Below are 16,547 nucleotides of genomic sequence, written 5' to 3'. Positions count from 1 at the left end.
CTCCCCGTGCGGGTCACTGATTGTTGACAGGAGAGACTGTGAAGAAGCGCGGAACCGGTGGCCTGGTCTTTTCCACCGAACAGGGCCGAATGTGTCCGGAATGTCGCAACCCGGTGGAAGAATGCACCTGCGGGGAGCAGACCGCACCGGCTGGCGACGGCGTGGTGCGGGTCAGCCGCGAAACCAAGGGCCGCAAGGGCAAGGGCGTCACACTGGTGACTGGCATCCCCTTGGCGGGCAAGGACCTCAAGGATTTCGCCAAGAAGCTCAAGGCCAAATGTGGCACCGGTGGTACCGTCAAGGACAACACCGTCGAGATCCAGGGTGACCAGCGGGATATCCTGGTCCCGATCCTGCAGGACCAGGGCTGGACCGTGAAACGGTCCGGCGGATAAAGAAACAGGCTTTTCTTCCGGGATCCAGGACGCCCGCCACAGGCGTCGGATTCCACACTTCCAGAATAGACAGGGGATCGACTATGCACGTACTGGTGATGGGCGCCGGTGTGGTTGGTGTGACTACGGCCTGGTATCTGAAACAGTCGGGTCATGACGTAACGGTGGTGGATCGCCAGCCCCGGGCGGGTATCGAGACCAGTTACGCCAATGGTGGCCAGATCTCCGTGTCCCATGCCGAACCCTGGGCCAATCCTTCGGCTCCCCTGAAGGTCCTCAAGTGGCTGAGCCAGCCGGACGCCCCGCTGCTGTTCAGGCTCAAACTGGACCCGGCCCAGTGGATCTGGGGCCTGAAATTCCTCACCCAGTGCACCTCCAAACGCGCGGCCTGGAACATCCGCCAGATGGTGAACCTGGGTACCTACAGCCGGACCCGGTTACAGGCCCTGCGCAAGGAACTGGATCTGGACTATGACCACCTGGAGAAGGGCATCCTGCACTTCTACACCAACGAGAAGGAATTCGACGCCGCCCGGGAGCCCACCCGTATCATGCAGGATCTGGGCTGTGACCGGCAGGTGATTGGTGCCGACCAGGCCCTGGAGCTGGAGCCCGCACTCAAACCCATTGCCAGCCGGATCGCCGGTGCCACCTACACGAAGGAGGATGAATCCGGCGACGCCCGCAAGTTCACCCAGGAGCTGGCGAAGAAGGCGGAAGCCGCCGGGGTGGAGTTCCTCTACGACACCGAGGTGGTGGGGTTCGAGAACACCCGTGACCGCATCCTGGGTGTCGGCGTGATCGGCCCCGACGGCTGTCACCGTACCCTGCGCATGGACAGCTACGTGCTGAGCATGGGCAGCTACAGCGCCCATTTCGCCCGCAAGCTGGGTTTCTTCCTGAATATCTATCCGGCCAAGGGCTACTCCATCACGGCGCCGGTGAAAAACGAGGAAGCGGCGTTCCAGGTGAGCCTGACGGATGATGAGTACAAGCTGGTCTATTCCCGCCTTGGTGACCGTTTACGGATCGCGGGTACCGCCGAGCTTGGCGGCTATGACCGGGACCTGAGCCTGGTGCGCTGCCAGGCGATTGTGCGCCGGGCGGCGGAGATCATGCCGGAGGGGGCCTACTGGGATCAGTGCGAGTTCTGGACCGGGTTGCGGCCTGCCACTCCTTCCAACGTGCCCTATATCGGTAAGAGTCCGCTGACCAACCTGTACCTCAATACAGGGCATGGGACTCTGGGGTGGACCCACTCCTGTGGGTCTGCGGCTGCATTGGCCGACGTGGTTTCCGGCCGGACTCCTGAACTGGATTTCGATTTTACCGGGCTTTGAGGTTTTCGTTTGTAGCCTGATGATGTGGTGCCTGGGCGTGGGGCATAGGGGGTGTTTTTCTCCGCCGCAATTCACGGTCCATCCCTGGACCGGCCTTGCTCCGCGACATCCCTGTCGCTGCTGCGAAAAACACCCCCTATACCCCACACCTTACAGAGCTATCGGGTAACGTTTTTTCTGGTGGTTTGTTCTGAAAGCGGGTAGACCAGGAAGGAAGCAAAGGTACTGGTCTGAGGATTTTGGGGTAAGTCTGCGAGCGCTTGTCGGATAGGTCGCCGGGTGTCCGTTCTTCGATAAGCGACCAGCAAATCAGTCTGACGGATGGGGGACCTGGGGGAGCTTTTCGTAGCAGCGCCATGGATGGCGCGGAGCAAGGCGGGTGCCAGGGATGGCCCCTGAATTGCGGCGAAGAAAAGCTCCCCCTGGTCCCCCAGCCAGGCACCCAATCCAGCAGTCTTACCTGTAAAATAAACAAGGTCACTGATCCCAGGGATGCCCCCGAGTCTCCTCAGACCGCTCCACCCTCAGGTGCATGGCTGCCTTGGCTATGAAGTTGGCACTGACGGGAGCGGTGAGGAACAGGAACACCGTCACCAGCAACTCGGTGATGGCGATATCCCCGTTCTTCAGGGAGAAATAGATCATCGAGGCAATCACAACACTGCCGACGCCCAGGGTGGTCGCCTTGGTCGGGGCGTGCAGGCGTGCGTACAGATCCGGTAGTCGAACAAGGCCGATCGCGCCCACCAGGGTAAAGAAACCGCCGGTCAGCAGCAGGACGCTGATAATCACCTCGGCAACGGGATGCAAACTCGTGAGATCCATGGTGTCACTCCTTATTCGATAACGCTGCCGCGCTTCAGGTATTTGGCCAGGGCCACCGTGCCGACAAAGCCCATCACCGCCATCAACATGGCGACCTCAAGATACAGCCGCGACCCCACAACCAGATCCAGCAATATGATCAGCGCAATGCCGTTGATGTACAGCGTATCCAGCGCCAGGATCCGGTCCGGGGCGTCCGGGCCCTGAACCAGGCGGTACAGGTTCAGCAGGGCCGCAATGGCCACCATGGCCAGGGTGATATGGAGAGCGATGGTCATCATTGGAACATCTCCATCAGGGGCTTCTCATAGCGCTGGTGGATCGCACGGATCAGCTCCTCGTTGTCATCCACATCCAGGGCGTGAATCAGCAGCAACTCGCCGTCGTCGCTCACATCCGCACTCACCGTACCCGGTGTCAGCGAAATGGTGCTCGCCAGCATGGTAATGGCCAGCGGATGGTCCAGCGTCAGGGGATAGGACACGAACGCCGGTCGTGGGCGACGGGGGTTCAGGATCAGTATCGCCACCGTAATACTGGCCACGATGATGTCGTAGATCACCACCACCAGGTAACGGATCATCACCCACGGCTTGCGCATGCGCGGGCTGTCCGGCCAGAAGCGGTGGGTAATCTGGGGAATGATCACAGCCAGGATAATACCCATCACCACACTGGCCCCGGATACCCCGTCCGCCAGGAACTGCCAGACCACGAACAGGGCAACACTCAGCCAGGGCTGCGGAAAGCCCAGACGTTCAGCCGTCATGATTCATCCTCCCCGACCATTTTCGCCTCCAGGATACTGGTATAGGCGGACGTGTCCCTCAGCTGTTCAGCGGTGGCGTCGGTGTACTCGCTGAGCGGGCCGGCCACCACCACGATGGCGATGCTCAGGGCGATCAGCGCGCCCGCACCCACGGTGTGGGGGAAGGTCAGCTTCTCCGGGTTCTCGATGTGGCCCTGCACGTTACGCCAGAACACGATACTGCCTGCCCGGCTGTAGGCCACCAGTGACATGAAGCCGGCCAGCAGGATCACCGACCACAGCGCCGCCATGTCCACACCGGGGGTGGCGGCGTTCATGATCAGCAGCTTGGCGAAGAACCCGCTCAGCGGCGGCAGGCCCGCCGCGGCCACCGCACCCAGCATGAACATCACGCTGATAAAGGTCCGGTTGGGCATGCGCGGGGCGGTGATGATCTGGTCGCCGGCGGAGCCCCGCTGGGCGGCGATCATGTCCACCACCAGGAACAGGCCGGCGGCCACCCAGGTGGTGTGCACCATATAGAACAGGGCCGATGACAGGCCCGCCTCGTTGAGCAGCGAGAAGGCCGCCAGGATGGTGCCCACCGACACCACCACTTGCCAGGCGACCAGGGTCCGCAGCCCGCCGGAGCCAATCATGCCGACCACGCCCAGCACCATGGTCAGCAGGGCCAGGGGGAATACCCAGTCCATGCCCAGGTGTGCCAGGGCACCCGCATCCTCACCAAATATCAGGGTGTACACACGGATAATGGCGTACACGCCCACCTTGGTCATCACCGCGAACAGGGCCGCCACCGGTGCCGTGGCGCTGGCGTAGGCCTTCGGCAGCCAGAAGGTCAGTGGCAGCAGCGCGGCCTTGAGGGCAAACACCACCAGCAGGATCATGCCGCCGGCTTTCACCAGGGGCAGGTTATCCTCGGCCAGGGTGGGGATGGTCACCGCCAGGTCCGCCATGTTGAGGGTGCCGGTCACGCTGTAGATCATGCCCACGGCAATCAGGAACATGGCCGAACCGATCAGGTTGAGTACCACATAGTGGAAACCGGGCACGGTACGTTTGGTGCCATCGCCGTGAAGCAACAGGCCATAGGAGGCAATCAGCAGTACCTCGAAGGCCACGAACAGGTTGAACAGGTCACCGGTGAGGAAAGCGATGTTCAGCCCCATCAACTGGAACAGGAACAGGGCGTGGAACTGACGGCTGCCCACATCCGTGCGACCCAGGGAATACAGGTGGCAGAACAGCCCCAGCAGCGCGGTGACAAATACCATCAGCGCCGACAGGCGGTCCAGCACCAGCACGATGCCGAACGGCGGTGCCCAGTTACCGAAGGCGTAGACCCGGTAACTGCCGTCGTCGGCCAGCATCAGCAGGAAGAAGGCGCTGACCAGCAACAGGCCGGTGGTGACCAGCCCAAGGGTACGGCGCAGGCTCAGGGGCGCGTAGCCCACGAATACCTGCAGGAAGCCGCCAATCAGCGGAATCACGATCGGCGCGATAAGCCAGTGGTTCATTGGCCGGTCTCCTCCCGCGGCTGGTCAATGGTGGCCTCGTCGGGCAGGTCGGTACGTCGGGTGCCGTCCACGTGGTCATCTCCGGTATCAGCCTTGGACCGCAGGGCCAGCACCACCACGAAGGCGGTCATGGCAAAGCCGATGACAATCGCGGTCAGTACCAGCGCCTGGGGCAGGGGGTCGGAATAGTTCTCCGTGCTGCCGATGATCGGCTGGCCACCGGTCACCAGGCGACCGGTGGAGAACAGGAACAGGTTTACTCCATAGGACAGCAGGGTCAGCCCCACCACCACCGGGAAGGTACGGGCGCGAAGCACCAGGTACACCCCGGCAAAGGTCAGCGACCCGATAATCAGTGCGAAGGTAATCTCCATGGGTTACGACTCCTCCCGTGCTTCGGTTCGGGTCATGGGCCGGCCGGCGGGGGTCAGTTTGCCGAGACTGACCAGGGCCAGCAGGGTGGCGCCCACCACGGTCAGGTAGACCCCAAGGTCAAACACCAGTGCCGAGGCCACCTCGAACTTGCCCACCACCGGCCACTTGAGATAGGTGAAGGTGGAGGTCAGGAACGGATAGTCGAACACCAGGCTGCCGGCGCCGGCGACGGTGGCGAAGAACAGGCCCAGCGCCAGGATATTGTGGTAACGGACATTCACCCGCGCCTGGGTCCAGTTGTCGCCGCTGGCAATGTACTGGATCAGCAGGGCAATGGCCGTGATCAGGCCGGCGATAAAGCCGCCGCCGGGCAGGTTGTGCCCGCGCAGGAAGATGTACACCGACACCATCAGTGCCAGCGGCAGCAGCGGTCGCGACATCTGCCGCAGCATGGTGGGATGGGCGTCCAGCGCCCAGGGGTGACCCAGGCCGTCGGTGGGCGGCGCCTGCAGCTCGCGGCCGCGGAGCATGGCGTAGATGCCCAGGGCGGCAATTGCCAGCACCGTAATCTCACCCAGGGTATCGAAGCCCCGGAAGTCCACCAGGATGACGTTCACCACGTTGGTGCCGCCACCGCCGGGTTTGCTGTGCTCGATAAAGTAGTCGGAAATGGAACTGAACGGGCTGGTCAGCATCGCCAGGGTCACCGCCGCCATGCCCAGGCCCGCCACGCCCGCAATGACCAGGTCACGGGTGTGCCGGGCCGTGGACCCTTCCGAAGGTGTCCATGACGGCAGGTAGAACAGCGCCAGCATCAGCAGCACGATGGTCACCACCTCCACCGAGATCTGGGTCATGGCCAGGTCCGGGGCGGACAGTCGGGCAAAGGTCAGGGACACGAACAGCCCCACCACGCTCAGCATGATCAGCGACGTCAGCCGCTCCCGCCGGATATAGACCGTGGCGAAGGTGCAGAAGATCAGGATGGCGGCACCGACGGCGGTTGGCGCGTCGATGGGGGTCAGGCCGTTGCTGCCGATCAGGTTCATGCCCGCCAGCGGCACGATGGCCACCACCACCGCGCTGACCACCAGCAGCATGGCGTAGCGCTGCAGCGAGCCGTTCTCCAGTACCACTGTCAGGGTGCGGGCCCGGTCCACCAGCCAGGACACGGCGGCCTCGAACACCGCTTTCTCGTCGATCTCCCGGAAGCGGTCGTGGAAATCAAAGAACTTCTGACGGTAGTGGTACATCACCAGGCCACCGATGAACGCCGCAAAGCTCATCATCAGCGGCAGGTTGAACCCGTGCCATACCGCCAGACCATAGTCCGGCACCTGACCGCCCAGGGTGGCCGAGGCGGCGGCATAGAGCAGCGGGCCCACCGAGAACGCCGGGAACAGCCCCACCAGCACACAGGCCACCACCAGGATCTCCACCGGAATCTTCATGTAACGGGGCGGCTCGTGGGGCGGGAAGATGGGCAGGTTGCGGGGCGCACCATTAAAGAACACATCGTGGATAAAACGGGCCGAGTAGGCCACCGCGAAGATGCCCGCCAGGGTGGCCACGATGGGCGGAATCCACGCCCAGATACCGGGCAGGTTCAGGCTCAGGGCCTCGGCGAAGAACATCTCCTTGGACAGGAACCCGTTCAGCAGCGGTACCCCCGCCATGGAGGCCGCCGCCACCATCGCCAGCGTCGCCGTATGGGGCATGTACTTCCACAGGCCGTTGATCTGCCGCATATCACGGCTGCCGGTCTCATGGTCGATGATACCGGCGGCCATGAACAGGGAGGCCTTGAAGGTGGCGTGGTTGATGATATGAAACAGCGCCGCCACCGCCGCCAGTTCCGTGCCCATGCCCAGCAGCAGGGTGATCAGGCCCAGGTGGCTGACCGTGGAGTGGGCCAGCAGGCCCTTCAGGTCATGCTTGAACAGCGCCACATAGGCGCCGATCAGCAGGGTGACCATACCGGTGAAGGTCACCATGTAGAACCACTGTTCGGTGCCCGCCAGCGCCGGGTACAGCCGCGCCATCAGGAAGATGCCCGCCTTCACCATGGTGGCGGAGTGCAGGTAGGCGGACACCGGCGTGGGTGCCTGCATGGCGTGGGGCAGCCAGAAATGGAACGGGAACTGGGCGGACTTGGTAAAGGCCCCCAGCAGCACCAGCGTCAGGGCGTAGGGGTAGAGGGCATGGGCCTTGATCTGGTCGCCGGCGGCCAGCACGTCGTCCAGCTCGAAGGAGCCGACAATGCGGCCGATCAGCAGGATGCCGGCCAGCAGTGCCAGCCCGCCACCGCCGGTGATCGCCAGGGCCATGCGGGCGCCACGGCGGGCGTCCTGCTTCTGGTTCCAGAAACTGATCAGCAGGAACGAGGTCAGGCTCGTCAGCTCCCAGAACACCATCATCAGCAGCAGGTTGCTGGACAGCACAATGCCCAGCATCGAGCCCTTGAAGCACAGCAGCATGGCGTAGAACTTGCCGACGTTCTCCTGCGGCTTCAGGTAGTAGCGGGCGTAGAGGATGATCAGCAGGCCGATCACCAGGATCAGCAGCGCGAACATCAGCGACAGCCCATCCAGCCGGAAGCTGAGGTTGATCCCCAGCTGTGGCAGCCACTCCAGGGTCTGCACAACGGTGCCACCCTCAGCCAGCGTGCTCCACATGGGGAACAGGGTGGCCAGTGCCAGTAGTGCCGGCACCGAGGAGGCTATGGCAATGGCCGTTCGCCCGGCCTGGGCGAACAGGGGCGCGGCTATGGCCCCGAGAAAGGGTAGTAACACCACCAGCGACAGTGTCATCGCAACCTCGTTATTCCGTTCTTCTGATTTATTGTCGGGGCGCGGCAGCCGCGCTGCTCCGTCATGTCCCTACGATGCCCCGGCGTCAGTATTGCAGGCATGGTGCCATGGCACCAACAGGCTTACCGCCGACCAGTGGGTGGGTCGGGAAAATAGGGCAGGCGGCCGCTGAGGTGTATAGCAGGCACGTGCGACAGGGCCGGGTTCATGCCTGGCATTGGCCGGTATTGGGCAGAACGGGGCTGAAGAATCATTGAGACTCCTTATAGATGCACGGATCAGATCATACGTGGCGCCTGACACAGGTCAAGTTATCGGGGCATCTATCGTCATCATAGGGAGAGCGGATAGTGACCGGGGCATGCCCTGCGTCGATTTGGGGCGCCGGATAATCAAGCGCACCAAGTATGGGCTCTGTGGTTGTTTTGTGCTTCATGGCGGTGCGATCTTTCGGGCGCAATGCACCAAATCTGAAACCCCTGATTTTCCGATGATCGGCCCGTCTTCTGTAATTGATTGAAATGTAACAATAAAAAATGCAGGCCTCAGTATGGCACACCGCTTGCAATTCTCAGTGCACAAGGCGAACGCACGATATTCGCCCCGCGCCAAAGAAGCGCACAAACAACTGAGAAAGCGAGGATATGCACGTGACAACATTCAAGAAACAACTGGCCAGCGTTGTGGCGGCGGCAGCACTAAGCGCCGGCGCTTCTATGGTCCATGCCCAGGAAGACACCATCAAAGTAGGCATCCTGCACTCCCTGTCCGGCACCATGGCCATCAGTGAGACCGTCCTGAAAGACACCGTGGAAATGCTGATCGAAGAGCAGAACGCCAACGGCGGCCTGCTGGGCCGCGAGCTGGAGGCGGTGGTGGTCGATCCGGCCTCCAACTGGCCGCTGTTCGCGGAGAAGGCCCGCGAGCTGCTGGCCCAGGAAGAAGTGGACGTGATCTTCGGCAACTGGACCTCCGTTTCCCGGAAATCCGTACTGCCGGTGGTCGAGGAACTGAACGGCCTGCTGTTCTACCCGGTACAGTATGAAGGTGAGGAATCGTCCGAGAACGTCTTCTACACTGGCGCCGCCCCCAACCAGCAGGCGATTCCGGCGGTGGACTACCTGATGAACGAACTCGGCGTCGAGCGCTGGGTACTGGCGGGCACCGACTACGTCTACCCGCGCACCACCAACAAGATCCTGGAGACCTACCTCAAGGACAGTGGTGTGGCCGCCGAAGACATCATGATCAACTACACCCCGTTCGGCCACTCCGACTGGCAGAACATCGTCTCCGACATCAAGACCTTCGGTTCCGCCGGCAAGAAGACCGCCGTGGTATCCACCATCAACGGTGACGCCAACGTGCCCTTCTACCGCGAGCTGGGCAACCAGGGCATCGACGCCACCGATATCCCGGTGGTTGCCTTCTCCGTGGGTGAGCAGGAACTGTCCGGTATCGACACCGGCCCGCTGGTGGGCCACCTGGCCGCCTGGAACTACTTCATGAGCGTGGATTCCGACGCCAACTACGACTTCATCGACCAGTGGATCGAGTACACCGGCGACGAGGAAGCAGTGACCAACGATCCCATGGAAGCCCACTACATCGGCTTCAACATGTGGGTGAAGGCGGTTGAAAAAGCGGAAACCACCGACGTGGACGCGGTCAAGGACGCCATCATCGGTGTCACCGTGCCCAACCTGACCGGCGGCTACGCCACCATGATGCCGAACCACCACATCACCAAGCCGGTGCTGATCGGTGAGATCCAGGACAACGGCCAGTTCTCCATTGTCTGGGAGACCCCGGCCACCGTCGCCGGTGACGCTTGGTCCGACTTCCTGCCCGGTTCCCGTGACCTGATTGCCGACTGGCGCGCCCCCATGCGCTGCGGCAACTACAACGTGAAGGAAGGCAATTGCGGTGCGTCTGCCGGTGAGCAGGCCATGGCTGCCGAGTAAGCAGTATCCGGTCGGGGTGGCGTGCCGCCCCGGCCTACCTTCCCCGACCTTCCATTCACCCAGACACCAGACAGGAAGACACCATGAGCATCCCCCGATGGCTCACACTCCTCCTTATCGTCCTGCTGACCCTGCCGGCGGCCACTGCCACGGCCCAGCAGGACACCTCCGCCGAGGCGCTGCTGGAGCAACTGGCCGATGCCTCCCCCCGCGAGACGGAATCCGTCATCAAGACCATCGCCACCAGTGGCCATGAGCGGGCCCGGGACTGGCTCGACGCCTACGGCAACAACCGCCTGAGCCGGGTGGAAGACACCGGCCAGATCGTGATCGTACTCAACAACCGTGGCCGTGACTGGGAAGTGGCCGACGCCGTGACCGGCGAGAACCTGGGGGAAATGTCCCGTCGGGGCCTGGACCGGATCGCCGTCAACAACGCCATTCGCCGTCAGCTGGAAGGCGTCATGGCGATGATGGACCTGTACGACAGCAACCTGGATGTCCGTGAAGCCGCCGCCCTGGACCTGCTGGGCAAGGTGGATGACGCTATCGTGGACGACGTCACCGCCCGCATTGACGAGGAACCGAACGCCGACATCCGCAACCGCCTGGAACAGGCCGTCGCCATCTACCAGGTGGAAGAGCAGGGCAGTGTGGCAGCGGTCGACGTGCTGGCCGGCAGCCTGCACCCCCGCGCCCGGGCCGCGCTCAACAGCGCCGTCGCCTCGGAAGATCCCGCACTCAGGGCCCCGGCGGAAAAAGCCCTGGGCTCCATCGAACAGAAACTCAAGATGAACAAGGCTGCCGAAACCCTCTACTTCGGCCTGTCCCTGGGTTCCGTCCTTGTCCTCGCCGCCATCGGCCTGGCCATCACCTTCGGCGTGATGGGCGTGATCAACATGGCCCACGGCGAACTCATTATGCTGGGTGCCTACACCACCTGGGGCATGCAGCAACTGCTGCCGGGCCAGCCCGGCCTGGCGCTGATCCTGTCCATTCCCGCCGGCTTCCTGGTGGCGGCGCTGGCGGGTATCGCCATCGAGCGCAGCGTTATCCAGTTCCTCAAGGGGCGCCCCCTGGAAACCCTGCTGGCCACCTTCGGCATCAGTCTGATCCTGCAGCAACTGGTGCGGACCGTGATCTCGCCCCAGAACCGCACCGTGGTCAGCCCGGAATGGATGAGCGGCTCGCTGGTGATCAACGACGCCCTGTCGCTGACCCTCAACCGCCTGTACGTGCTGGCCTTCGCCCTGGTGGTATTCGCCGCGCTGATGCTGATCATGCGACGCACCCGCCTGGGGCTGGAAGTGCGGGCCGTCACCCAGAACCGGGCCATGGCCCGTTCCATGGGCATCAAGGCCACCCGCGTGGACATCATGACCTTCGCCCTGGGCTCCGGCGTGGCCGGGCTGGCGGGCGTGGCCCTGTCCCAGCTCACCAACGTGGGCCCCAACCTGGGCCAGAACTACATCATCGACTCGTTCATGGTGGTGGTGTTCGGCGGCGTGGGTAACCTCTGGGGCACCCTGGTGGCGGGCCTGTCACTGGGCACCATCAACCAGCTGCTCGAACCCTGGGCGGGCGCCGTCCTGGCCAAGATCATCGTGCTGGTGTTCATCATCCTGTTTATCCAGAAACGGCCGAAGGGATTGTTCCCTCAGAAAGGCCGCGCGGCGGAGGCATAGACGTGTCCCGACTCACTAACGCCGTTAATCCGCATTGGATCAAGAAATCAGTCAGAAGGGGCACCCTGATATGTGGCTAACCAGACCTCTGCAGGAACGCTCTACACAGTTGTTCCTGGGCATTCTCTTCATGGCACTGATGGTCGTCAGCGTGCTGCACCTGGCCCTGCCGGAAGGGCACGCGCTGCACGTCAGCGCCTACACCGTCACCCTGCTGGGCAAGTACCTGTGCTACGCCCTGCTGGCGGTGGCCGTGGACCTGGTGTGGGGCTACCTGGGTATCCTCAGCCTGGGCCATGGTGCCTTCTTCGCCCTCGGCGGCTACGCCATGGGCATGTACCTGATGCGCCAGATCGGCGACCGGGGCACCTACGGCGACCCCATCCTGCCGGACTTCATGGTGTTCCTGAACTGGCAGGAGCTGCCCTGGTACTGGCATGGCTTCGACATGGCCTGGTTCGCCTTCGCCATGGTGCTGCTGGTGCCGGGGGCACTGGCCCTGGTGTTCGGCTGGCTGGCGTTCCGCTCCCGGGTGACCGGGGTGTACCTGTCCATCATCACCCAGGCCCTGACTTTTGCGCTGATGCTGGCGTTCTTCCGTAACGAGATGGGCTTCGGCGGTAACAACGGCCTCACCGACTTCCGCGACATCCTTGGCTTTAACCTGCGTACCGACGCCACACGGCTGGGGCTGTTTATCGCCACCGGCATCGCCCTGGCCATCGGCTACCTGGTGTGCCGGGGCATCGTCACCAGCAAGCTGGGCCGGGTCAGCGTGGCCTGCCGCGACGCCGAGGCTCGTACCCGCTTCCTGGGCTACCGGGTGGAACGGGTGCAACTGTTCGTGTTCGTGGTCTCCGCCATGCTGGCGGGCGTCGCCGGCGCGCTCTACGTGCCCCAGGTGGGCATCATCAACCCCAGCGAGTTCTCGCCCCTGTTCTCCATCGAGATCGTGGTGTGGGTCGCCCTGGGCGGTCGCGCCACCCTCTACGGCGCGGTGATCGGCGCCATCCTGGTGAACTACGCCAAGACCGTGTTCACCGGCATCATGCCGGACGCCTGGCTGTTTGCCCTGGGCGCGCTGTTTGTACTGGTCACCGTGTTCCTGCCCCAGGGCATCGCCGGGCTACTGAAAAAGCGCCGGCGCAAGGCTGACGACACCCCTTCCAACGATTCCACGGCGGAGGCCACCGCATGAGCATCATGAGTGAACTGGCCAACCGGGATCAGGTCTTCACCTTCCTCACGCCCACCGATTCCCCGGTGGACGTGCGCCACGGCCCGATCCTGTACATGGAAGACGTCAACGTCAGCTTTGACGGCTTCAAGGCCATCAACAACCTCAACCTGACCATCGACGACGGCGAGCTGCGCTGTATTATCGGGCCCAACGGCGCCGGCAAGACCACCATGATGGACATCATCACCGGCAAGACCGCCCCGGACACCGGCTCGGTCTGGTTCGGCAGTCGCCACAACCTGCTGCACATGAACGAGCCGGACATCGCCAGCCTGGGCATCGGCCGCAAGTTCCAGAAGCCCACGGTGTTCGAGGCCCTGACCGTGTTCGAAAACCTGGAACTGGCCATGGCGGCGGACAAGCGGGTATTCCCCACACTCACCGCCACCATGAAACCGGAACACCGGGAGCGCATCGACGAAGTGCTGGAAACCATCCACCTGCAGGACCTGCGCAACCAGCTCGCCGGCATCCTCTCCCATGGCCAGAAACAGTGGCTGGAGATCGGCATGCTGCTGATGCAGCGCCCGCGCCTGCTGCTGGTGGACGAGCCGGTCGCCGGCATGACCGAACAGGAAATGGAACGCACCGCCGACCTGCTCACCAGCCTGGCGGGCAAACAGTCCGTGGTGGTGGTGGAACACGACATGGGCTTCGTCCGCTCCATCGCCCGCAAGGTCACCGTACTGCACCAGGGCAGCGTGCTGGCGGAAGGCACCATGGACCAGGTCTCCAACGACCCGGAAGTGATCAAGGTCTACCTGGGGGAGGAAGCCTGATGCTGCAGATCGAGAAACTCAACCAGTACTACGGCGAAAGCCACACCCTGTGGGACCTGGACCTGGACGTGCCACAGGGCCAGTGCACCTGCGTGATGGGCCGCAACGGCGTGGGCAAGACCACCCTGATGAAATGCATCATGGGCGAGGAGAAGGTGGAAAACGGCAGCATCCGCTTTGCCGATGAACTGGACCTCATCAAGCAACCGCTGGAACAGCGGGCCCGCCTGGGCATCGGCTACGTGCCCCAGGGCCGGCAGATCTTTCCGCTGCTCACCGTGGAAGAAAACCTGCGCACCGGCCTCGCCGCCCGGGGTGACGGCCAGAAAGCCATCCCCGAGCGCATCTACGAACTGTTCCCGGTGCTCAAGGAAATGAAAAACCGCCGCGGCGGCGACCTATCCGGCGGCCAGCAACAGCAACTGGCCATCGGCCGCGCCCTGGTCATCGAACCACGGCTGCTGATCCTGGACGAACCGGGGGAAGGCATCCAGCCCAACATCGTCGCCCAGATCGGCGAAGTCATCCGCCGGCTGATCAAAGAGGATGGCCTGACCGTCCTGCTGGTGGAGCAGAAACTGCCCTTCGCCCGCAAATACGCCGACCGCTTCGCCATCCTCGACCGGGGCCGCCGCATGGCCGAAGGCGAGATCGGCGAGCTGTCCGACGAACTCATCAAGCAATACCTGACGGTATGACCATCTACCAGCCGATGCCAGAACAGGCCGACTCCGGCCACCGATTCGACCAGGGCCGCCGCTGGGCCGCCAGCCTGACCCTGGGCTTCGAAGGCCGGCAACAGGACGGCCGCCCGGTCACCCGCATGGCCACAGCGCGCCATAGTGGCCCGCTGCGGGTACAGCGCCCCTTCTACCCGGAAGGCCGCCACGGTTGCTGCCACGTCTACCTGCTGCATCCCCCGGGCGGACTGGTCAGCGGAGATGCGCTGCAGATCAACGCCACCGTCGGCACCGGCGCCCACACCCTGCTGACCACCCCGGCGGCGGCAAAACTCTACAAAGCCGACCGCAACGGCGTCGCCTGGGCCCAGCACACAAGGCTGACGGTGAAAGACGGCGGCACCCTGGAATACCTGCCCCAGGAAACCCTCGCCTTCGACGGCTCCCGGGGCACCCAGACCACAACCATTGACATGGGCAGCCGCAGCCAGTGCATCGGCTGGGAAATCCTCGCCCTCGGCCGCCCGGCCAGCGAACTGCCCTTCGCCACCGGCCAACTGGAACAACGCTTCCACCTGACCCGCGACGGCGTCCCCGTCTGGCAGGAACGCCAGACCCTCGACCCCAAACACCGCCGCTTCAAAGGCAAATGGGGCCAGGGCGGCCACACCGTCCAGGCCACCCTGTGGACCGTAGGGCTGGAAGACGAGGCGAACGCCATTGAACAACTGCGCGCAGAACTCCCGGACAACCCCCGCTGGGCAGCAACCCGGCGCGGCGGTGTGCTTCTGCTGCGCTACCTGGGCAACGAACGCAACGAAGCCTGGGCCATCTGCCAACAGGCCTGGGAAATACTGAGACCACGACTGACCGGCCAGCCGGCCCATGTACCCAGAATCTGGCTGACATAGCAGCTAGCGGGCCTGGCAGAGCGTCTGAAACACCATCCCCTCTCCCCAACGAGGGAGAGGGCCAGGGAGAGGGGGAGGCGCCGAAGGCGCCCAAGATAGCTAACTCCGGAGTGGGAGTCTCCCCCCTCTCCCCAACCCCGCTCCGCGCCCCGGCCCTTTGCCAGAGGCAAAGGGCGTTCAGGCGGGCGAAGCGATGCTTCGCTTTAACCGCCTTCACCCCTCCAGGGGAAAGGGAGCAAGAAGGCCGCAAGCCTGGGATCAAGGCGAGGCAGAGCCGAGAGACGAGTAAACACTCCCTCTCCCCAACGAGGGAGAGGGCCGGGGAGAGGGGGAGGCGCCGAAGGTGCCCAAGATAGCGAACTCCGGAGCGGGACTCTCCCCCCTCTCCCCAACCCTCTCCCTCCAGGGGAGAGGGAGTAAACAAAGAACATTGAACACATCGGAGCAAAACGATGGAACTGACACCCAGAGACAAAGACAAGCTACTGCTCTTCACCGCCGCCCTGCTGGCGGAACGACGCAAAGCCAAAGGCCTGAAACTCAACTACCCGGAGGCCGTCGCCCTCATCAGCGCCGAAATCATGGAAGGCGCCCGGGAAGGCCGCAGCGTCGCCGACATGATGAGCGCCGGCCGCGAAGTGCTCACCCGTGACGACGTCATGGATGGTGTGGCGGAAATGGTGGACGAAGTCCAGGTAGAAGCCACCTTCCCGGACGGCACCAAACTGGTCACCGTCCACAACCCGATTGTGTAAGGAGAGAGCGATGATTCCCGGCGAATACCACATCCAGAACGGCGACATCGAACTCTGCGCCGGCCGCGAACGCATCACCGTCGAAGTGGCCAACACCGGCGACCGCCCCATCCAGGTCGGCTCCCACTACCACTTCGCCGAAACCAACCCGGCGCTCCGGTTCGACCGCGACAAGGCCAAAGGTTATCGCCTCGACGTAGCCGCCGGCACCGCCATCCGGTTCGAACCCGGCCAGACGAGGGAAGTGACCTTAATACCGTTCACCGGCGGCAGAGAAATTTACGGTTTTCGCGGCGACGTGATGGGAAAACTCTGAGGACAGCAACCAAGGCCTGGGGAGACGATCGGGGATCGCTTTCCGGGACCTTCGAAAACAGGGACGTTTTCGAAGAGCCTCCACGGACGGATTCACGGCGTGTCCCGGAAAGCGATACCCGATTGGCTCTTGCACCTGAGTTATGAGCCCATCGGCTCCAGGCACCAGAATCCAGAAAGCGAGGCA

The 16,547-nt window shown here is 63.3% G+C and carries 16 protein-coding genes; 10 read left to right on the top strand and 6 right to left on the bottom strand.

Translation table 11 applies throughout. The features are described from left to right. Nucleotides 1–38: 38 nt before the first annotated feature. Nucleotides 39–395, top strand: a complete 357-nt coding sequence (locus RO069_RS06495) for a translation initiation factor Sui1 (protein ID WP_328186098.1) — start codon at nucleotides 39–41, stop codon at nucleotides 393–395. A gap of 65 nt (nucleotides 396–460) precedes the next feature. Continuing rightward, nucleotides 461–1,735 carry a D-amino acid dehydrogenase gene (locus tag RO069_RS06490; RefSeq protein WP_442915347.1) on the top strand — a complete coding sequence of 425 codons (1,275 nt, stop codon included), beginning with the start codon at nucleotides 461–463 and terminating at the stop codon, nucleotides 1,733–1,735. Nucleotides 1,736–2,212: 477 nt separating this feature from the next. Here RO069_RS06490 and RO069_RS06485 read toward each other — a convergent pair whose 3' ends face one another. Genes RO069_RS06485 through RO069_RS06460 form a run of 6 tightly spaced genes read right to left on the bottom strand, consistent with a single transcriptional unit; the run spans nucleotide 2,213 to nucleotide 8,031 of the window. Next, nucleotides 2,213–2,560, bottom strand: a complete 348-nt coding sequence (locus tag RO069_RS06485; protein WP_328186095.1) for a Na+/H+ antiporter subunit G — start codon at nucleotides 2,558–2,560, stop codon at nucleotides 2,213–2,215. 11 nt (nucleotides 2,561–2,571) lie between these two features. After that, on the bottom strand, nucleotides 2,572–2,841 hold the full coding sequence (locus RO069_RS06480) for a K+/H+ antiporter subunit F (RefSeq protein WP_328186093.1): 270 nt from the start codon (nucleotides 2,839–2,841) through the stop codon (nucleotides 2,572–2,574). After that, complete coding sequence (locus tag RO069_RS06475) at nucleotides 2,838–3,329, bottom strand: Na+/H+ antiporter subunit E (RefSeq protein ID WP_328186091.1); 492 nt, start codon at nucleotides 3,327–3,329, stop codon at nucleotides 2,838–2,840. The genes RO069_RS06480 and RO069_RS06475 overlap by 4 nt, the downstream gene beginning before the upstream one ends. After that, nucleotides 3,326–4,846 carry a monovalent cation/H+ antiporter subunit D gene (locus RO069_RS06470; RefSeq protein ID WP_328186089.1) on the bottom strand — a complete coding sequence of 507 codons (1,521 nt, stop codon included), beginning with the start codon at nucleotides 4,844–4,846 and terminating at the stop codon, nucleotides 3,326–3,328. The genes RO069_RS06475 and RO069_RS06470 overlap by 4 nt, the downstream gene beginning before the upstream one ends. After that, nucleotides 4,843–5,220 carry a Na+/H+ antiporter subunit C gene (locus RO069_RS06465; RefSeq protein ID WP_328186087.1) on the bottom strand — a complete coding sequence of 126 codons (378 nt, stop codon included), beginning with the start codon at nucleotides 5,218–5,220 and terminating at the stop codon, nucleotides 4,843–4,845. Before RO069_RS06465 ends, RO069_RS06470 begins: the two co-directional genes overlap by 4 nt. Nucleotides 5,221–5,223: 3 nt before the next feature. Beyond that, entirely contained in the window at nucleotides 5,224–8,031 is a 2,808-nt protein-coding gene (locus RO069_RS06460) for a monovalent cation/H+ antiporter subunit A (RefSeq protein ID WP_328186085.1), read from the bottom strand. A gap of 716 nt (nucleotides 8,032–8,747) precedes the next feature. Between RO069_RS06460 and urtA the strand changes: the two genes are divergently transcribed. The 8 genes from urtA (at nucleotide 8,748) to RO069_RS06420 (ending at nucleotide 16,361) form a co-directional block, all read left to right on the top strand. After that, complete coding sequence (gene urtA / locus RO069_RS06455; RefSeq protein WP_328186207.1) at nucleotides 8,748–9,995, top strand: urea ABC transporter substrate-binding protein; 1,248 nt, start codon at nucleotides 8,748–8,750, stop codon at nucleotides 9,993–9,995. Between the two features lie 83 nt (nucleotides 9,996–10,078). After that, a complete protein-coding gene (gene urtB / locus RO069_RS06450) occupies nucleotides 10,079–11,680 on the top strand; it encodes an urea ABC transporter permease subunit UrtB (RefSeq protein WP_328186083.1) in 1,602 nt (533 codons plus the stop codon). A gap of 70 nt (nucleotides 11,681–11,750) precedes the next feature. Beyond that, nucleotides 11,751–12,878: an urea ABC transporter permease subunit UrtC gene (gene urtC, locus RO069_RS06445; RefSeq protein ID WP_442915345.1), complete on the top strand. Its 1,128-nt coding sequence runs from the start codon at nucleotides 11,751–11,753 to the stop codon at nucleotides 12,876–12,878. Beyond that, the gene (urtD, locus tag RO069_RS06440) at nucleotides 12,875–13,699 is read left to right on the top strand and encodes an urea ABC transporter ATP-binding protein UrtD (RefSeq protein WP_328186081.1); all 825 of its coding nucleotides are present in this window, start codon (nucleotides 12,875–12,877) and stop codon (nucleotides 13,697–13,699) included. Before urtC ends, urtD begins: the two co-directional genes overlap by 4 nt. Then, on the top strand, nucleotides 13,699–14,397 hold the full coding sequence (gene urtE / locus RO069_RS06435; protein WP_328186080.1) for an urea ABC transporter ATP-binding subunit UrtE: 699 nt from the start codon (nucleotides 13,699–13,701) through the stop codon (nucleotides 14,395–14,397). The genes urtD and urtE overlap by 1 nt, the downstream gene beginning before the upstream one ends. Then, entirely contained in the window at nucleotides 14,394–15,290 is an 897-nt protein-coding gene (locus tag RO069_RS06430) for an urease accessory protein UreD (RefSeq protein ID WP_328186078.1), read from the top strand. Before urtE ends, RO069_RS06430 begins: the two co-directional genes overlap by 4 nt. Before the next feature lie 452 nt (nucleotides 15,291–15,742). Next, a complete protein-coding gene (ureA, locus tag RO069_RS06425; protein ID WP_328186076.1) occupies nucleotides 15,743–16,045 on the top strand; it encodes an urease subunit gamma in 303 nt (100 codons plus the stop codon). Nucleotides 16,046–16,055: 10 nt separating this feature from the next. After that, nucleotides 16,056–16,361, top strand: coding sequence for an urease subunit beta (locus RO069_RS06420; protein ID WP_328186074.1), 306 nt, complete (start codon nucleotides 16,056–16,058; stop codon nucleotides 16,359–16,361). The last annotated feature ends 186 nt before the right edge of the window (nucleotides 16,362–16,547 follow it).

Source organism: Marinobacter sp. OP 3.4, assembly GCF_036224885.1.
In the GTDB taxonomy this organism is placed as follows: Bacteria; Pseudomonadota; Gammaproteobacteria; order Pseudomonadales; family Oleiphilaceae; genus Marinobacter.
The sequence above is the reverse complement of the archived record's forward strand: the minus strand, read 5'-3'. Positions and strand labels throughout refer to the sequence as shown.